This is a genomic window from Streptomyces sp. B6B3 (genome assembly GCF_039871525.1).
In the GTDB taxonomy this organism is placed as follows: domain Bacteria; phylum Actinomycetota; class Actinomycetes; order Streptomycetales; family Streptomycetaceae; genus Streptomyces.
The window spans coordinates 40,688-55,108 of record NZ_JBDPLU010000006.1 but is presented as its reverse complement, the minus strand read 5'-3'; the positions used below and the strand labels follow the sequence as shown (position 1 = coordinate 55,108).

Here is a 14,421-nt window from a genome sequence, read left to right as displayed (position 1 = left end):
ATCAGCCCTGCCCTTCCCGGGCGGACGACACCAGGTCGAGCGTCAGCGACCCCCGTACCTTCTCCAGGATCGACTCGCCGGCGATCACCGGACGCATCCCCGCGCCGCCGCCCACCGGAGCCGCCAGTGGGACGATCTCCGCGTCGGGGTCGGCCTCGAAGAAGTACACCAGGGACACCAGCTCCTCGTCAGGGGCCGCGTCGCTGGGCGCCAGCACCCGGTGCCGCAGCGAGCGCCAACGGCCGTCCGTCCAGAGGTTCATCAGATCGCCCAGGTTGACGACCAGGGTGCCGGGCTCGAAGGGCGGCCGGAACCAGCCCGCCTCCTCGTTCCACACCTCCAGACCGCCGATCCCCTGCTGGCGGTCGAGCAGGCTCAGCGTGCCGAAGTCGGTGTGCGGACCGACCCGCATCTGTCCCTCCGACACGCCGCCGACGGTCCGGAGGGAGGGGTACCAGTTGACGTTCTGGGTCCAGGTCGCCCGCCGCGACCTGGACGTGAAGAAGTCCCCGGGCAGGCCGAGGACGGCCGCGAGCACGCCGAGCACCTCGTGGGCGACCCGCGTCATGTGTTCCGTGTACGCGAGCGCCGTGTCCCGCAGCCCCGGCTGTTCCGCCGGCCACCGGTTGCGCGGGTAGTACGTGGCGTCGAACGACGGGTCGCCGGTGCATGGGGGCACCTCCCAGCCGCCAGGCTGGGGGAGGGAGGGCCCGACGTGGTACGCCTCGTGCAGGTCGGGCGCGCCCGCCTGGCCGTTGACGGCGCCGACGTCGAGCCCGCCCAGGCCCCGCCAGCCGTTGTCGTAGGGACGGCCGACGGCGTACCGCCGCTTCACCTCGTCGGGCAGGGCGAAGAACGCCCGGCCCCGCGTGCGCATGCGGTCGGTGAGCCCCGGCGGGACGCCGTGCCCGCGCAGGAGGAAGAGGCCGGTGGCGCGCAGGGCGGCGTCCAGCGCCGCCCCGGTCTCGGAGCGGCGCGCCGCGTCGGCGGCCCGCCACTCGGTCAGGTCCAGAACGGGGATGTCACGCGACATGGCTGCCTGCCCTTCGTTCGTGCGGGTGCCTTCCTTCGTGGTGCCGGCCGGGTCCCGACGTCCGCGCGAACCGGTCGGCGTCGCCGATGGCCGCCGAGGCGGGCCCCCAGCTCAGCGCGGGGATGTGGGCGTTGACCAGCTCGCCGTCCTCGCGCAGCACCGCGGAGGACGGGTGGTACATGTGCAGCAGTGGATCGTGGTAGTGGTCGAAGGCGGAGTTGACGTCCATCCGGTAGGCGAAGTCGTTGTCCTCGCCTCCCCAGCCCTCGAAGCGTTCGTCCATCCCACCGATCCGGTGGAAGGCACTCGTCCGCACCCAGACGCAGCACCCGGGCGGTCGGCGCAGCACGAAGGCCCGCAGCCGGTCCGGGTCCGCCGCGGCGGCGCGCCGCCAGAGCCGTTCCTCGATCGCCCAGGAGGTGGCGGACTCGTCGAGGCACCACATGTCGCGGTAGCTGAGGTGGCCCATGGCGCCCGGACGCCGGAAGCGGGCGACGTTCCGGGCGACGAAGTCGCGGTCGACCAGGGCGTCCGCGTCCAGGATGCAGACGATCTCGGCCCGGCCCGGAGCGTTGACCACACCGACGTTCACCGCCCAGGACTTGTTGAAGCCGCCGGGCTTGTACGCGAAGCGGTAGTGGTCCGCGCGGGGCCGCACGGCGTCACGCCAGCGGGGGGCGTCGTCCGTCTCCACCACCGCGACCCGGTAGCTCCCGCGCGGCACGGACTGGTCCCGCAGGGCCGCCAGACAGGCCAGCAGGTTGCGCAGCCGCAGCCCCGGGCCCCGGTCCCGGAACGGCACCACGACGAGCACCCCGGGTGCGTCGCCGGGCCCGAGCCCGTCGCCCGGCGGCAGCGTGCCGAGCCGCTCCGCGTCGACGCTGGCCTGGCCGGTGCCGCCGTAGTGCCGGCCCAGGTGGTAGCCCAGACGCGAGTTGCACTCCGCCTCCCAGGCCCGCTCGAAGAGGGTGCCGAGGGCCGGCCCGCCGCCGTCGCCGCTCTCGCCGGCCAGCCGGACCAGCCGGGTGCGCAGGGCGAGGTGCAGGGCCGGATCGGCGGGGCGTGCCCGCAACTCGTCGACCAGCAGGGCGACGGTCTCGTCGCCGGTCCGCTCGGCCGCCGCCACCACCGCGCGGCGGTACGACCGGCCGCGCTCCCAGTAGAAGATGCTGGCCTCACGGGCCTGCGGGTCGAAGTCGACGGCCAGCGTGGTGACGACGGCCGCGGCCAGGAGTTCCGGCTCTGTGGGTGTCAGCGTTAGCACGGTGCGTCCTTCCGTTCGTCGAGGCGTCGGGTCCCGCGCGCGGCGTTCACCGGTCCCACCACCGTTCGCCGCGGGCCGCCCGGCGCCTGGCGGCGGTGCCGCGTTCGTAGGGCAGGCTGCCGTCTGGCATCCGCACCACCTCGACGTACAGCCCGATTCCGGTGCGCACGTACACCCAGCGGTCGCCCGCCAGCGGGCCCTCGGGGATGGTCTCGGGGGCGCCGAGCACCGCGCAGCCGGGCTGCGCCGCGAGATAGCCGGCCGCCGCGTCCACGTCGTCCACGTACAGCGCCAGGTGGTTGCCGCCCACGTCGCTGTTGCGGGGCCAGCCGCGGCGGGCGCCGGGCGGGTCGGGGAAGCGGTTGAGCTCGACGTTGTCGGTGGGGCCGAGGCGCAGGGCGGCCTGGTGCAGGGTGCCGCCGGGCGGCACCCCCAGGGCCGCGGCCAGCTCCGGATCGGCGAGGTCGACCGTCGTGCGGTAGAGCGGTTCGGCGCCCAGCACCCGCGTGAAGAATCGTTCAGCCTCGTCGAGGTCGGCCACGGTGTAGGCCACCTGGTCGACGTTGCGCGCCCCGGGCAGCGCGCCGGCCGCCGCTCCCGGTCCGTCCGCTCCGTCGTCGCGGTTGCGCCACTCCGGGCACGGCCCGAAACGGCGCGCGGCGTGCCGCCGCTCGTACGGCAGCGAGGCGGGCACCGAGCGCAGTTCGAGGGGCCCGCCCCAGGGCGTGGTCACCCTGACCCACCGGATCCCGGCGCCGGGCAGTCCGCGGGGCACGGTCCGCGCGGGCCCGTAGGGGCGCCACGGCCCGCGCTCCCGCAGGGCCGACACGGCGGCGTCCACGTCCGACACCCACAGGGCCAGGTGCACGCTGCCCGGGTCGTGCGGTCGCGGCGGCACGTCACGGTGGTCGGGCGACCGGTAGGCGAAGAGCTCCAGGTTCGTGGTCGGCCCGAGGCGCACCAGGGCGATCTCCGCGCTGGCCCGGGGGTGGACGTCGAGATGGTCCCGCATCCAGTCGTCGTCGTGGGCCAACGGCGGCAGCCGGTAAACGAGTTCGCCGCCCAGCACGCGCACCGCGAAGTCCGTCGCCCGGTCCAGGTCCGGCACCGTGAGGGCCACATGGTCGACCCGGCGGGCGCCCGGCACGCCGGGCAACGCGGCGGTCCCGACCGGCGGGGCGAGGGTCGGTGCGGCGCCGGGCGCGCCGGTGTCGGTCGTCACGCGGTGCTCCTCGGAGTCGGAGTCGGGGTCGGGGTCCGGGTCGGCGAGGTGCGCGGGGTGTGCCGGGCGAACCGGTCGATCAGCAGGCGGCTGCCCTCGCGGACCGACCGCGGCGCCAGCCCGGCGGTGGCCGGGTGCGTCGCGAGCAGTCCGCTGGACAGGCAGGAGGAGGCGGGCCGGTCGGCGTAGCGGCCGTTCGCCCGCGGCTCCCCGAGCACCAGTCCCGGCGGGGCGCCCAACAACTCGGCGATGACGGCCGCCCAGTCGGCCCGGGAGATCCGCGCGGGGCCGCCGAGATGGAGCAGCCGCGGCGGCGCCTCCGCCCGGACGAGCGCGGCGGTCACCGCGGCCACGTCGTCGATGAGGACGGGGGTGGTCCACTGGTCGACGGGCGCGGTCACCCGCTCGCCGGCCCGGAGGCGGTGCAGGCAGGCGGCGAAGAAGTTGAGCCACTTCGGGCTGTCGGCGGGCTCCCATCCGTAGATCAGGCTGACCCGCAGCAGGGTGACGGCCGGCAGTTCGGCCAGGATCCGTTCCGCGGCGAGCTTCGCCCGCCCGTAGGCGTTGGCGGGCCGGGGTGGGACGGTCTCGTCGGGCGCCTCGGCGGTGCCGTCGAAGACCTGGTCGGTGGAGACGAGGACGACGCGCCGGTCCCCGGCCGCCCGCACCACCTGCCTGGCGGCCTCGACATGGCCGTGCGCCGCCGCCGCGGGATGCCGTTCGCACCAGGTCACGTCCGAGGGACCGTGCGCGAGCACGACGGTGTCCGCGCCGGTGCGCTCGACCGCGTCCGCGAAGGCGCCGTCGTCGGTGATGTCGAGGCGGATCCAGTCCCGGACGGCGAGGCCCCCGGGGGGCGTCGGAGGCGTCCGCGAGGCGAGCACCGCCGCGGCGCCCGCCCCGGTCAGCCGCCGGGCCAGCGCGCGGCCCACGAACCCGCTGCCGACGACCAGCGCCCTCATGCGCCCCCTCCGGTGCCCGCCGTGACGGGCAGCGTCCGGACCAGCATCCGTGCCATCCCGATGAGGCCGTGGTCGTCGTCCGCGGCGCCCAGCGCGAGCATGCCGCGCGCCTCCTCGTCGCTCAGCCCGAAACAGCCCAGCCGCGTCACCTCGTCGCCGAGCAGGGTGACGAACCGGGGCCCGACCGCCACGGCGAAACCGCCGATGAACAGGTAGCGCCGCACGCCGATCGCCGTGAAGACGCAGGTGACCGCGAGGGCCAGCGGGGCCAGGCAGCCGCGCAACACCCGCGTGGCGAACGCGTCGTCCGCGCGGACGGCGCGGGCCAGGTCCGCGTTCGTGACGCCGGCCGGATCGCCGCCCGCGGGTCCGGCGAGCGCGGAACGGCCGAAGCCCCGCGGGTCGACCGCCGCGGCCCGGCGGGCGGCCAGCAGCACGCCGCGCCCCGACGCGATCCCGCCGAGATGGCCCCGGCCGCCGCATTCGCAGAGCGGGGCGTCCTCGGCCGGGTCGACGCGCCAGTGGCCGATCTCGCCGCCGTGCCCGGAGCCCGAGACGAGCACCTCGCCGTCGCGGAAGACCTTGTGCCCGATGCCCGAGCTGACGGTGATCACGCAGAACGGGTCGGGCTCGGCGTCCGCGTAGCGCCAGGCGGCGGCGGTGATGTCGTTGGCCACCACGACCGGCACCCCGAGCCGCCGGGTCAGGATGTCCGCGACGGGCAGCGGCGCCGCGGCCCCGCCCCACAGCGTGGGCCCGGCCAGCACGGTGCCGTCCCGCGTCATCGGCCCGGCGAACGAGACGCCCACCGCGCTCGCCCCCGCACCCTCGGGGGAGCCGAGGTAGGCCGCCAACTCCCGGGCGAGCTGGGCCAGCACCCGGTCCTGCAGCGCCTGGGCGGGCAGCCCCCGGTGGCTGCCCAGGCCGTCGGTCGCCACCCGGCGGACCGCCTCCACCGAGCTCGACCCGGCGGCGATCCGGCCGATCCGCAACGTGGTGCCGCCCAGATCGGCGACGACGTACCCGCGCGGGGCGCCCGGCGCGTAGGACAGCGCGGTCATCGGGCGACACCCCCGAGCACCGGGGCCGGCTCGCACCGCTGCACGGTCCCGTCCTCCAGGAGGACGGCCGACTCCGGCCGGGCGCCGTCGGGCACCACCGTCCCGGGCAGCAGCACGCAGTCCCGCACGCTCGCACCGGCGCCGACGGTGACGCCGGGATACACGACGCTGCGCTCCACCCGGCCCGCGTTGACCAGGTCGGCGGCGACGATGCTGTCGCGCACCGCCCCCTCCCACGCGACATACCGGCGCGGTACCGCCGGGCGCAGGGTGCGGGGCAGCTCGGCCAGGCGCAGCGTCGGGCTCGCGCCCAGCAGACCGCGGTGCGCCCGGTGGTAGCGGTCGACGGTGCCGATGTCCGCCCAGTAGCCGGTGACCTCGTACCCGCGGATCCGCTCGCCCGCGGCCAGCAGGGCCGGGATGACGTCGCGGCTGATGTCGTGCCGCCAGTCCGTCCCGTCCAGCCGCTCCAGACAACGGCGCAGCGTGCGCGCGTCGAAGACGCAGAAGGCGGCGAACACCAGGTCGCTGGTCGGCTCCGCCGGCTTCTCGACGAATCCGGTGAGATCTCCCGCGGCGTCGAAGTCCACCATGCCGAACAGGTGCACGTACCGGCGCTCGATGCGCTGGTACGAGATGGTCAGGGCGGCCCGGCTGGCCCGGTGCCGGCGGATCATGTCGGCGTAGTCGAACCGGTAGACGTGGTCGGCGTGCAGCACCAGCACCTCGGTCGGGTCCCCGCCGAAGACGTGCTCGGCCTTCCTGATCAGCGCGTCCGCCGTGCCGCGCTCCGGCGGCCAGGCGCGGTCGGGCAGCGCGTCGGGAATCCCCGCCGGGATCCGCCGGTAGGCCGCGTCGTACGGCCCGAAGTGCACCCGGAAGTTCCGCGGGTCGCCGTTCCACACCGTGTGCAGATCGTCCATCAGGCGCCGCTCCTCGTACTGCGACAGCAGCAGCACCTCCCGGAAGCCGGAGCGGCGGGCGTTGGCCAGGCTGAAGTCGATCAGCCGGCAGGTGCCGCCGAAGGGGACCAGTGGTTTCAGCCGGCCGCGGCCGAGCGGGCCCATGCGGCGGCCCTCGCCGCCGGCCAGGAGAACCGCGCGTACACCGTCCATGTCACGCTCCTCGGTTTCCTGAGGTCAGGGCCAGCGCGTCGGACCGCCCGCCCAGGTCCAGCAGCAGGCCCAGCGCCGCGTCCAGTTCGGCGCGGCTGACGTCGTTGACGAAGCGGGCGTGGCCGATGCCGTCGGGCAACGGGAGCAGTTGCCGGCCGTCCCGGTGCCTGACGGTGTCGGCGAGCCCGCGCGCCATGAGATCGGGGGTGCAGACCGGATGCCAGGTCGGCAGTTCCAGCCGGTCCATGACGCGCAGCAGCCGCACCAGGTCGCCGCGGTCGAGCAGCCCGCGCCGGTGGGCCAGCACGGCGCTGAACGCCATGTCGACGCAGACGGCCTCGCCGTGCAGCAACGCGGGCAGCGCCGCCATCTCGATCGCCGGCGAGAAGGAGTGCCCGAAGTCGACCAGCCGCCGCAACTCGTGCTCCCAGAGGTTGGGCTGGAGCTCCTCGAGCATGCCGTGGATGGCCCGCTCCACCACCTCCTCCGCCACCTTCGCGCCGTCGGCCGAGCCCGCGGGCCGCATCCGCTCCTCGACCAGCCGCGGGCCGTGCTCCTCGAGCCGCTCGAACAGCGTCGCGTCCTTGACCAGGGCGATCTTGAGGATCTCGGCGAGCCCGTTCCGCAGGTGCCGGGGGCCGAGCGTCCCCAGGAACTCCTGGTCGATCAGGGTGACGGAGGACGGGTGGTAGCTCCCGAGGCGGTTCTTGTGCTGGCGGAAGTTGACCCCGGTCTTGGCGCCGATGCCCGCGTCCACCATGCCGATGAGGGTGGTGGGCACCCGCAGGTAGGGGGTCGCCCGGCGGTAGAGGCTGGCGGCCAGTCCGACCAGATCGGTGAGGACGCCGCCGCCGACGGCGATGACCGGCTCGCGCCGGCGGGAGATCCCGAAGGCGTCCATCGCGGCGAGGATCCCGAACACGGTCTCCATGCTCTTCACGGACTCGTGCGCGTCGACGACGCAGAACTCGTGCTCGACCGCGCGTCGGGTGAGGTACGCGCAGAGCCGCGCGCCGTACAGCGCCTGCACGGTGGCGTCGACCACCACGAGCCGGCGTCCGGGCCCGGCCCCGTCAGGAACGCCCGCGGCGGCCAGCGTCGGGTTCGCCGGGTCGAGCAGGCCGGAGCTCAGCACGACCTCGTAGCTGACCGTTCTGCTGCTGCTCACCTGCCACGCGCGGTGCGGCTGCCACGGGGGACGCGGCGGCTCCGCCACGGTGCGCGGGCAGGGGCGGAGCGCCTCTGACGTCGAATCGGGCTGGACTGTCATGCCGTCAAGCCTTTCCTCCAACGGTGGGCCGGCAGGGTCAGGCCTCGGCGGGCAGCGGGTCCATGGCGGTCCGCGGGCGCGTGCGGCCGGGCGGCCGCGGCGCGGAGCCGGGGTGTGGGGGAGTGGATGCCATGCCGGCCATGCTGGTGTGTCCCGATACGTCACCCGTACGCGGCCGATACGGCCCCGACGCGCGGGGGTCCACGCGACGCGTCCGCCCCCCGTCACGCGGCGGCGGTCACCGACCCCACCGGGCGGGTCGGGTCGGCGGCGAGGGTCTCGACGATCTCCACGTACTCGGCGACCAGGTCCCCGGCCAGGCCCGGGTCGAAGAATCCGGGGTTGCACACCAGGGCGCCGCCGCGCCGGTCGTCGTCGACGATCATGAAGGGCGTGGTCTTCTTGGCCCAGATCGGCAGGCGGGACGCCGGAACGGCGCCGGCCGGGAGCGCGCCGCCCGCCGCGCCGGCGTCCGGCTCGTCGATCTCTATCTGCCTCAGCCGCAGGCCGGCGACCTCGAGTTCGGGCGCCGCCGGCGGTTCCGCCTGGAGATACGAGTCGAAGAGCTGAACGTCCGGCCACGGCCGCCGGTCGAAGTCCGGGTCGGCGGCCCGGGCGAGGCTCCGGAAGGCGACGGCGTTGCGCATGGCCGTGTCGAGGCCGTGGTGCACCTGGCGGACGGTGTCGACCAGCGAGTGCTCGGGGCGGATGTCCGCGGTCACGTACACGTCGTTGGTGAACTGCCCGATCAGGCGCCTGGCCAGGGCGGTGGGGCGGCCGAGCGTCGTGGTGCCGATCACGATCCGCTCGGCGCCGAGCCGCCGGCGCAGCAGGAGGTGGTACGCGGCCATCAGCGCCACGTACTCGGTGCTCTTCGCCCGCCACGCGGCGCCGCGCAGCCGGCGCCCGACCTCGGCCGGGAGCCGGAACCTGGTGGCCGCCGCGGCCCGCACGTCGGTCTCCGGGGGCACTGCTCGCACCGGAAACGGCACCGGCCTCGGGGTTCCCCGCAGCGAGCGCCGCCAGAACTCCACCCGTTCGGGGGTCGCGGCCAGTTCGCGGCCCTGCAGGGCGGCGATCTCGCGGAACCCGACGCCGGCCGCGGGCGGCGCGGGGCACCGGCCGGCGAGGCTCCCGTAGCAGCGGGCCACCTCCTCCGCGAAGAGCCGGGTGGACCAGCCGTCCGCCACCAGATGGAAGAAGGCGGCGATCAGCACGTGGCGTTCCGGCGCGAGCCGCACCAGACGGGCGCGCCACAGGGGCGGCCGGCGCAGGTCGAAGGGCCGGCCGCAGGCGTCCGCGTGCAGCGCCGCCAGCTCCCGCCGCTGCCGCTCGTCCGGCACGGCGCTCAGGTCGACGAGGTCCAGCGGGTTCTCGACACCGGGTTCGATCACCAGGCGCGGGTCGCGGCCGGTGGTGCGGAACCCCATGCGCAGCGGCTCGTGACCCGCCGCGACCCGGGCGACCGCCCGGCGGAACAGCTCCGGGTCGAGCGGTCCGAGCACCTCCCGCAGGCACACCGCGACCTCGGGCACGGCCCCGGGATCACCCGGGGACAGCGCCATCATGTGGTCCCAGAGCAGTTCCTGACTGGCGGACAGGGGGTATGTGGTGGCCTCGGTCCTCACCGTTCCAACCTCCGCGTGTGGCGTGACGCCCGCCAGGCGGGCCCGTCGAGGGTGCTGCCCCCACGCTGGCCGCGCGCGATACGCCCCCGATACGGACCGGCCGGCCGGCATCTGGGAGCGCCCGGCGGGCAGACCTCACGAGGGGGAACGTGCGCCGCCCGCCTCCAGATAGCTCGCCCGCCCCTCGTCGTCCATCTCGAACGGCCCTTCCGGGATGACGCAGAACTCGTTCCCCTCGGGATCGGCCATCACCAGGAATCCTCCCGCCGCGTACTCGGGAAGCAGCCGACCGCCCAACGCCTCGATCCGTTCCCGTTCCGCCGCCGGGTCCGGCGCGCTGACGTCGACGTGCAGGCGGTTCTTCCCGGCCGTTGGCTCGGCGACCCGCTGGAAGCCCACGACCAGGCCGTGGACACGGGTGAGCCAGACGTACGGGCCCCGCCGCGAGGCGACCGGCCTGCCGAGAAGTTGAGCCCAGAACGAGGCCAACCGCTCAGGATCCTCGCAGTCGATCACGAGCGCGTTCATCGTCAGGTGATGTCCCGTCATCTCCTCATTCTCCTCAGACGGCCGGTGCTCCGATCTCCACCACCCGTGCCCATGCGGGCGGCAGGTCCGGAACGTAGGCGGGGTTGTCCTCGCGCCATCGCGGGGTGTTCGTGCGGGGGAAGAGCCCGACCACCGTCCGGCAGGGTGGCGGGTCGCTGGGCCAGGGGGTCTGCCCGTCGGTCAGGGCGACGACGACGTCCGGGCGGGGGCGGGTCCGCAGCGCCGTGGCGAAGCCGCCGCGCAGGTCCGTGCCCCCGCCGCCCACCAGCGGGATGCCCTCGGCGCGGCACAGCGGGTGCACCGCCCCGGCGGCCGCGTCGCACGACAGCACGGACACCAGATCGCGCCGGCCGCCCACCGCACGGGAGATCGCCGCGACCTCCAGGAGCGCGCTGCCCAACTCGGCGTCGCTGACCGATCCCGAGGTGTCGATGACCACGCAGACGCGGGGCGGTCTGCGCCGCAGGCTCGGCAGGACGACGCCCCGCATGCCGGCCGAGCGCCGCGCCGGGCGGCCGTAGGTGTAGTCCTCGCCCACGCCACCGCCGGAGACCGCCGAGCGGATCGCCGCCCCCAGCAGTTGCCGCCAGGGCTGCGGCGGATGGAACGCCTCCTCCGCCCACCGCCGCCACCCCTTCGGGGCGTGGCCCGGGCGGCCGAGGATGCCCCGTGCCACCCGGAACCGGACGAGGTCCCGCTCCTGTTCGCTCAGGCCGTGCGCGCCGTCCGGGCCCAGGTCCCACTCCCGGCCCAGCCCGTCGGCGCCGCTGCCGCAGTCCAGCCAGACGAAGTCCTGGGTGCGCGGCCCGAGCGTGAACAGCCGCAGGTAGTCCTCCATCAGCAGCCCTCGCGGCAACAGCAACGTGTCGGGGTCGACGCCGCCCTCGGGCCGGGCCAGGCCGTCGCCGTACACATCGTCGTTGATCTCCAGGTCGGCGGCGATGTTCACCCGCAACCGCTCGCCGGGGCCGGTCAGCCCGCGCTCCCTGGTGACCCGGTCGCCGCGCCCGTGGTGGTCGCGCAGCAGGTGGGACACCTCGTGCACCCACACCCCGGCCAGTTCCTCGACGGGCATCCGGTCGACGAACCCCGGCGAGACGTAGCACCGCCAGTGCCGGTCGACGGACATCGTCGGGACCCGCCGCGACTCCACGACGTGCAGGGCGAAGAGCGCCGTCGCGAGGTAGGGCCGGACCCGGGCGGCGTGCAGCCGGGCGGAGAAGAGCTTGTCGCGGTCGAGCGGCCGGGGCGACGCCTGGTACGCCTCGCGCCTCTCCCTCCCCTCACTCCCCTCACTCACCTCATTCGTCTCTCCCGTCTCTCCCGTCTCGCTCGGCGCGTACGTGGTCGACGCCGTGCCGTGCCGTCCCGCCGTCATCGGCTCACCTTCGCCGGGACCGCGGCGCGCGCCGCCGCCTCGTCCGCCCGCCGGGAGAGGGACACGACGTCGGCGAGGCGTTCGACGGACTCCGGGACGTCCCAGTCCTCCCGGCGCAGCGAGGCCAGCGTGGTCGCGGGGACGACCACCAGATCGGGGGCCCCCGTCCGCAACGCCCGGGCCAGCACCGCCCATGCCGCGTCCCAACGCGCCTTCTCCGGCCGCGCGCGGACCGCGGCCACCACGGCGTCGAGCACGGCCTGCCGCAGGTCGCCGCGTTCGGGCAGCAGGGCGCCCTCCGGGTCGGCGAGCACGTCCTCGGCGTCCGGAAGGTCCAGCCGGTCCAGGGACGCCAGCAACTCCAACCCCGGGCCGTCGCCGACGGCACCCCTGACCAGCGCGGACAGCACGTCCCGCGACGAACCGGACGCGGTCGCGAAGGCGATCAGCCGCAGGGTCGTCTCCCAGCTGCGGGGCGACGGCCAGGCGCCGCCCCGCCGGGCCTCGTTGTCGGGCAGCCGGTGCACGAGCGTGGGCCGGGCGGCGAGCAGGCCGCACACCGCACGACGGGCGAAGGCCACGGCCCCGGGCAGCTCCGCCGGGTCGAGCCGGGGCAGCGTGGCCCGGGGCCAGGTCCCGCCGAGGCCGCGCACCACGACCTCGTGGTCGTGGATCCACTGGAGATGGACGAACCGGTTGGCCAGTGGCGGGCTCAGCTCCCAGCCGTCGGCCGCCGAGGCCCGAGGGTTCGCGGCGGCCACGATCCGCACCCCGGGCGGCAGCCGCAGCGCGCCGACCCGCCGTTCGAGCACCAACCGCAGCAGGGCGGCCTGCACCGCCGGGGGCGCCGTGGACAACTCGTCGAGGAACAGCAGCCCGCGCCCGGCCCGCACCAGTCGCACCGCCCAGTCCGGCGGGGCCATCGGGACGCCCTGTTCGGCGGGGTCGTCCCCCACCACGGGTAGCCCCGAGAAGTCGGAGGGCTCGTGCACGCTCGCGATCACCGTGGTCAGCGGCAGGTCGAGCGCCTCGGCGAGGTGGGTCAGGGCGGCGGTCTTGCCGATGCCGGGCTCGCCCCACAACAGGACGGGCAGGTCGGCGGTCACGGCCAGGCACAGCGCCTCCAGCTGGGGATCGGGGCGCGGTTCGGTGGTGGTGTCGCGCAACAGGGCCAGCAGCTCGTCGGCGACGTCCAGGGGGGCGGCAGGGGCGGCAGAAGTCATAACGGATCACCTCAGGGTTCGTCGGAGAAGACCGGGAAGAGCGGGAAGAGCGGCAAGACCGGGAAGACCGGGAAGAACGCCGAGCGGACCGGGCGGTTGCCCGGGCGTGCGCGTGGCGTCGCGCGCGCCTCAGCGCGTGAGCGGGGTCCGCCTGCGGCGGGCGCGGCGGTGGCGGTGCCGTGTGGAGGGCGGCTCCCCGGGCGTGACACCGGGTTCGACCAGCCCGGCCCGGAAGAGCCCGTACGCGACGCGGCGCCGCGCGGCCTCCGCCAACTCGTCCCGCAGGGCGCCGTGCCGCAGCACCGCGTCCGGCCCCAACAGCCCTTCCACGACGGCCAGCGCACCGGCGACGTCGCCGTGGTGCAGCCGTTCGCGGACGTCGGGGAGGCAGTCGGGACGGCGGTGCGCCTCGTCGATGACCCGCAGGCAGGGCAGCGGCGTTCCGGTCAGCGCGACCAGCAACTCCTCGCGCCGGAGCTCGTCCGGGTCGTGGTCCAACGGGACGAGCACCCCGTCGACCACGCCGATCCGGTGCGCGGCACCCCGGCATTCCACGATGCGGGGGCCGCCCGCCGGATCCGGTCGGGGGGACCCGGCGTCCGGCGCGTGCCCCGGGACGAGGGCCGCGGCGACCAGCGGGTGCAGCCGCCCGGGCCCGATCGCGCCGCGGCGCACCAGGTCGAGGTCGGGCGGCATCCAGGTCGCCGCGTCCGGCAGCACCGGCAGCGCGGCCGAGGTGGCGCCCCGCCTGGCGACGGCCGCGATCCGCGGGGCGGTCGGCGCGTTCACCACGTGGAGCACGAGCCGGCGCCCGGCCCCGAGCCACACCACGACCCGTCCGGCGTCCCGCCCTTCGGTGGCGAGCAGGATCCCCGCCTCGGCGGCCCACCGGTCGACGGCGCACGGGAGCCCCGGCGGGATCCCCCACGCCTCCGGATCGACGCGCTCCGCCGCGGCGGGCTCCGAGGAGGACGGATCCGCCCCGGACCGGGACCGCAACTCCCCGCTGCGGTCCGCGTCCCAGAGGTGGCGGTGCAGGTCGAGGCGGTAACGCCGGTGGGGACGCGGATGCGGCGGGCGGCACGCACCGGTCCCGGCGCGGGACCCGTCCCATACGGCGAGGCTGATCCGCTGCCCGGCGTTGGCCCAGGCGGGCGGCGTCCGGACCACGAGGTGCACCGCGCCCGCCCGGTCGGGCCCCAGGCCGCCGTACCGGGCCAGGGAGAGCGTCAGTCCCGGCCGCAGCAGCCCGTCGGGGGCGATTCTCGGGAGGTGCCAGCGCAGCAGATCGGGCGCCAACCGCCGCAGATCGGCCCGGACTCGGGCCGCCAGCTCGCGGCCGTGCCGGTTCGCCACGAAGCGCAGGTTCAGATCGACGTCGACGGCCGCGGCGGCACAGGCCCCGGCCCAGTCACCGGCGCGGCGACGGGCGGTCGCGGTCTCGATCATGGCGGCCGGCACGGCGAACTCGCGCACGCGCGGCCAGAAGGAGGTACGGGATTCCCCGTTCGCGAGGTGGGTGAGCATCAGCACTCACCTTGCGCGGACGGGACCCCCATTCCATTACTGGAGTGAGTAGTCATCGCGGCGATGGTAGCGCCCCCTCCCGGACCAACGCCACACCGTTCCGCCGGCCGGAGACGGCGCGGTCCGCACCGCGCCGGACGGCGCGGACGCCCCAACGCGCGTGCCGCCACCAGCTGTTCAGACCTCGCA

12 protein-coding genes are annotated in these 14,421 nt (G+C 75.6%); all 12 read right to left on the bottom strand.

Going from position 1 to position 14,421, the window contains the following annotated elements:
* Position 1: 1 nt before the first annotated feature.
* Positions 2-1,033 (bottom strand): 2-oxoglutarate and iron-dependent oxygenase domain-containing protein, encoded by a 1,032-nt coding sequence (locus tag ABGB06_RS14900; protein ID WP_347589302.1) that lies wholly within the window; start codon positions 1,031-1,033, stop codon positions 2-4.
* Positions 1,023-2,297 carry a galactosyltransferase-related protein gene (locus ABGB06_RS14895; protein ID WP_347589300.1) on the bottom strand — a complete coding sequence of 425 codons (1,275 nt, stop codon included), beginning with the start codon at positions 2,295-2,297 and terminating at the stop codon, positions 1,023-1,025. Before ABGB06_RS14895 ends, ABGB06_RS14900 begins: the two co-directional genes overlap by 11 nt.
* A gap of 46 nt (positions 2,298-2,343) precedes the next feature.
* On the bottom strand, positions 2,344-3,519 hold the full coding sequence (locus ABGB06_RS14890; RefSeq protein WP_347589298.1) for a VOC family protein: 1,176 nt from the start codon (positions 3,517-3,519) through the stop codon (positions 2,344-2,346).
* On the bottom strand, positions 3,516-4,481 hold the full coding sequence (locus ABGB06_RS14885; protein ID WP_347589296.1) for a sugar nucleotide-binding protein: 966 nt from the start codon (positions 4,479-4,481) through the stop codon (positions 3,516-3,518). The genes ABGB06_RS14890 and ABGB06_RS14885 overlap by 4 nt, the downstream gene beginning before the upstream one ends.
* The gene (locus ABGB06_RS14880; protein ID WP_347589294.1) at positions 4,478-5,542 is read right to left on the bottom strand and encodes an ROK family protein; all 1,065 of its coding nucleotides are present in this window, start codon (positions 5,540-5,542) and stop codon (positions 4,478-4,480) included. The genes ABGB06_RS14885 and ABGB06_RS14880 overlap by 4 nt, the downstream gene beginning before the upstream one ends.
* Positions 5,539-6,657 carry a sugar phosphate nucleotidyltransferase gene (locus ABGB06_RS14875; RefSeq protein ID WP_347589292.1) on the bottom strand — a complete coding sequence of 373 codons (1,119 nt, stop codon included), beginning with the start codon at positions 6,655-6,657 and terminating at the stop codon, positions 5,539-5,541. The genes ABGB06_RS14880 and ABGB06_RS14875 overlap by 4 nt, the downstream gene beginning before the upstream one ends.
* 1 nt (position 6,658) lies before the next feature.
* Entirely contained in the window at positions 6,659-7,927 is a 1,269-nt protein-coding gene (locus ABGB06_RS14870; RefSeq protein ID WP_347589290.1) for a sedoheptulose 7-phosphate cyclase, read from the bottom strand.
* A 224-nt stretch (positions 7,928-8,151) separates the two neighbouring features.
* Complete coding sequence (locus ABGB06_RS14865) at positions 8,152-9,555, bottom strand: condensation domain-containing protein (protein WP_347589289.1); 1,404 nt, start codon at positions 9,553-9,555, stop codon at positions 8,152-8,154.
* Between the two features lie 135 nt (positions 9,556-9,690).
* Positions 9,691-10,104 (bottom strand): VOC family protein, encoded by a 414-nt coding sequence (locus ABGB06_RS14860; RefSeq protein WP_347589287.1) that lies wholly within the window; start codon positions 10,102-10,104, stop codon positions 9,691-9,693.
* A gap of 13 nt (positions 10,105-10,117) precedes the next feature.
* A complete protein-coding gene (locus ABGB06_RS14855; RefSeq protein WP_347589285.1) occupies positions 10,118-11,482 on the bottom strand; it encodes a VWA-like domain-containing protein in 1,365 nt (454 codons plus the stop codon).
* Positions 11,479-12,705, bottom strand: a complete 1,227-nt coding sequence (locus ABGB06_RS14850; protein ID WP_347589283.1) for a MoxR family ATPase — start codon at positions 12,703-12,705, stop codon at positions 11,479-11,481. The genes ABGB06_RS14855 and ABGB06_RS14850 overlap by 4 nt, the downstream gene beginning before the upstream one ends.
* Before the next feature lie 129 nt (positions 12,706-12,834).
* On the bottom strand, positions 12,835-14,232 hold the full coding sequence (locus ABGB06_RS14845; protein ID WP_347589281.1) for a hypothetical protein: 1,398 nt from the start codon (positions 14,230-14,232) through the stop codon (positions 12,835-12,837).
* Between the last annotated feature and the right edge of the window lie 189 nt (positions 14,233-14,421).

Excerpts from the sequence above, each read along its gene's own strand:
- ABGB06_RS14860 (WP_347589287.1), bottom strand. The coding sequence starts at position 10,104 with ATGACGGGACATCACCTGACGATGAACGCGCTCGTGATCGACTGCGAG.
- ABGB06_RS14850 (WP_347589283.1), bottom strand. The coding sequence starts at position 12,705 with ATGACTTCTGCCGCCCCTGCCGCCCCCCTGGACGTCGCCGACGAGCTG.
- ABGB06_RS14875 (WP_347589292.1), bottom strand. The coding sequence starts at position 6,657 with ATGGACGGTGTACGCGCGGTTCTCCTGGCCGGCGGCGAGGGCCGCCGC.
- ABGB06_RS14885 (WP_347589296.1), bottom strand. The coding sequence starts at position 4,481 with ATGAGGGCGCTGGTCGTCGGCAGCGGGTTCGTGGGCCGCGCGCTGGCC.
- ABGB06_RS14845 (WP_347589281.1), bottom strand. The coding sequence starts at position 14,232 with ATGCTCACCCACCTCGCGAACGGGGAATCCCGTACCTCCTTCTGGCCG.
- ABGB06_RS14880 (WP_347589294.1), bottom strand. The coding sequence starts at position 5,542 with ATGACCGCGCTGTCCTACGCGCCGGGCGCCCCGCGCGGGTACGTCGTC.
- ABGB06_RS14855 (WP_347589285.1), bottom strand. The coding sequence starts at position 11,482 with ATGACGGCGGGACGGCACGGCACGGCGTCGACCACGTACGCGCCGAGC.
- ABGB06_RS14900 (WP_347589302.1), bottom strand. The coding sequence starts at position 1,033 with ATGTCGCGTGACATCCCCGTTCTGGACCTGACCGAGTGGCGGGCCGCC.
- ABGB06_RS14870 (WP_347589290.1), bottom strand. The coding sequence starts at position 7,927 with ATGACAGTCCAGCCCGATTCGACGTCAGAGGCGCTCCGCCCCTGCCCG.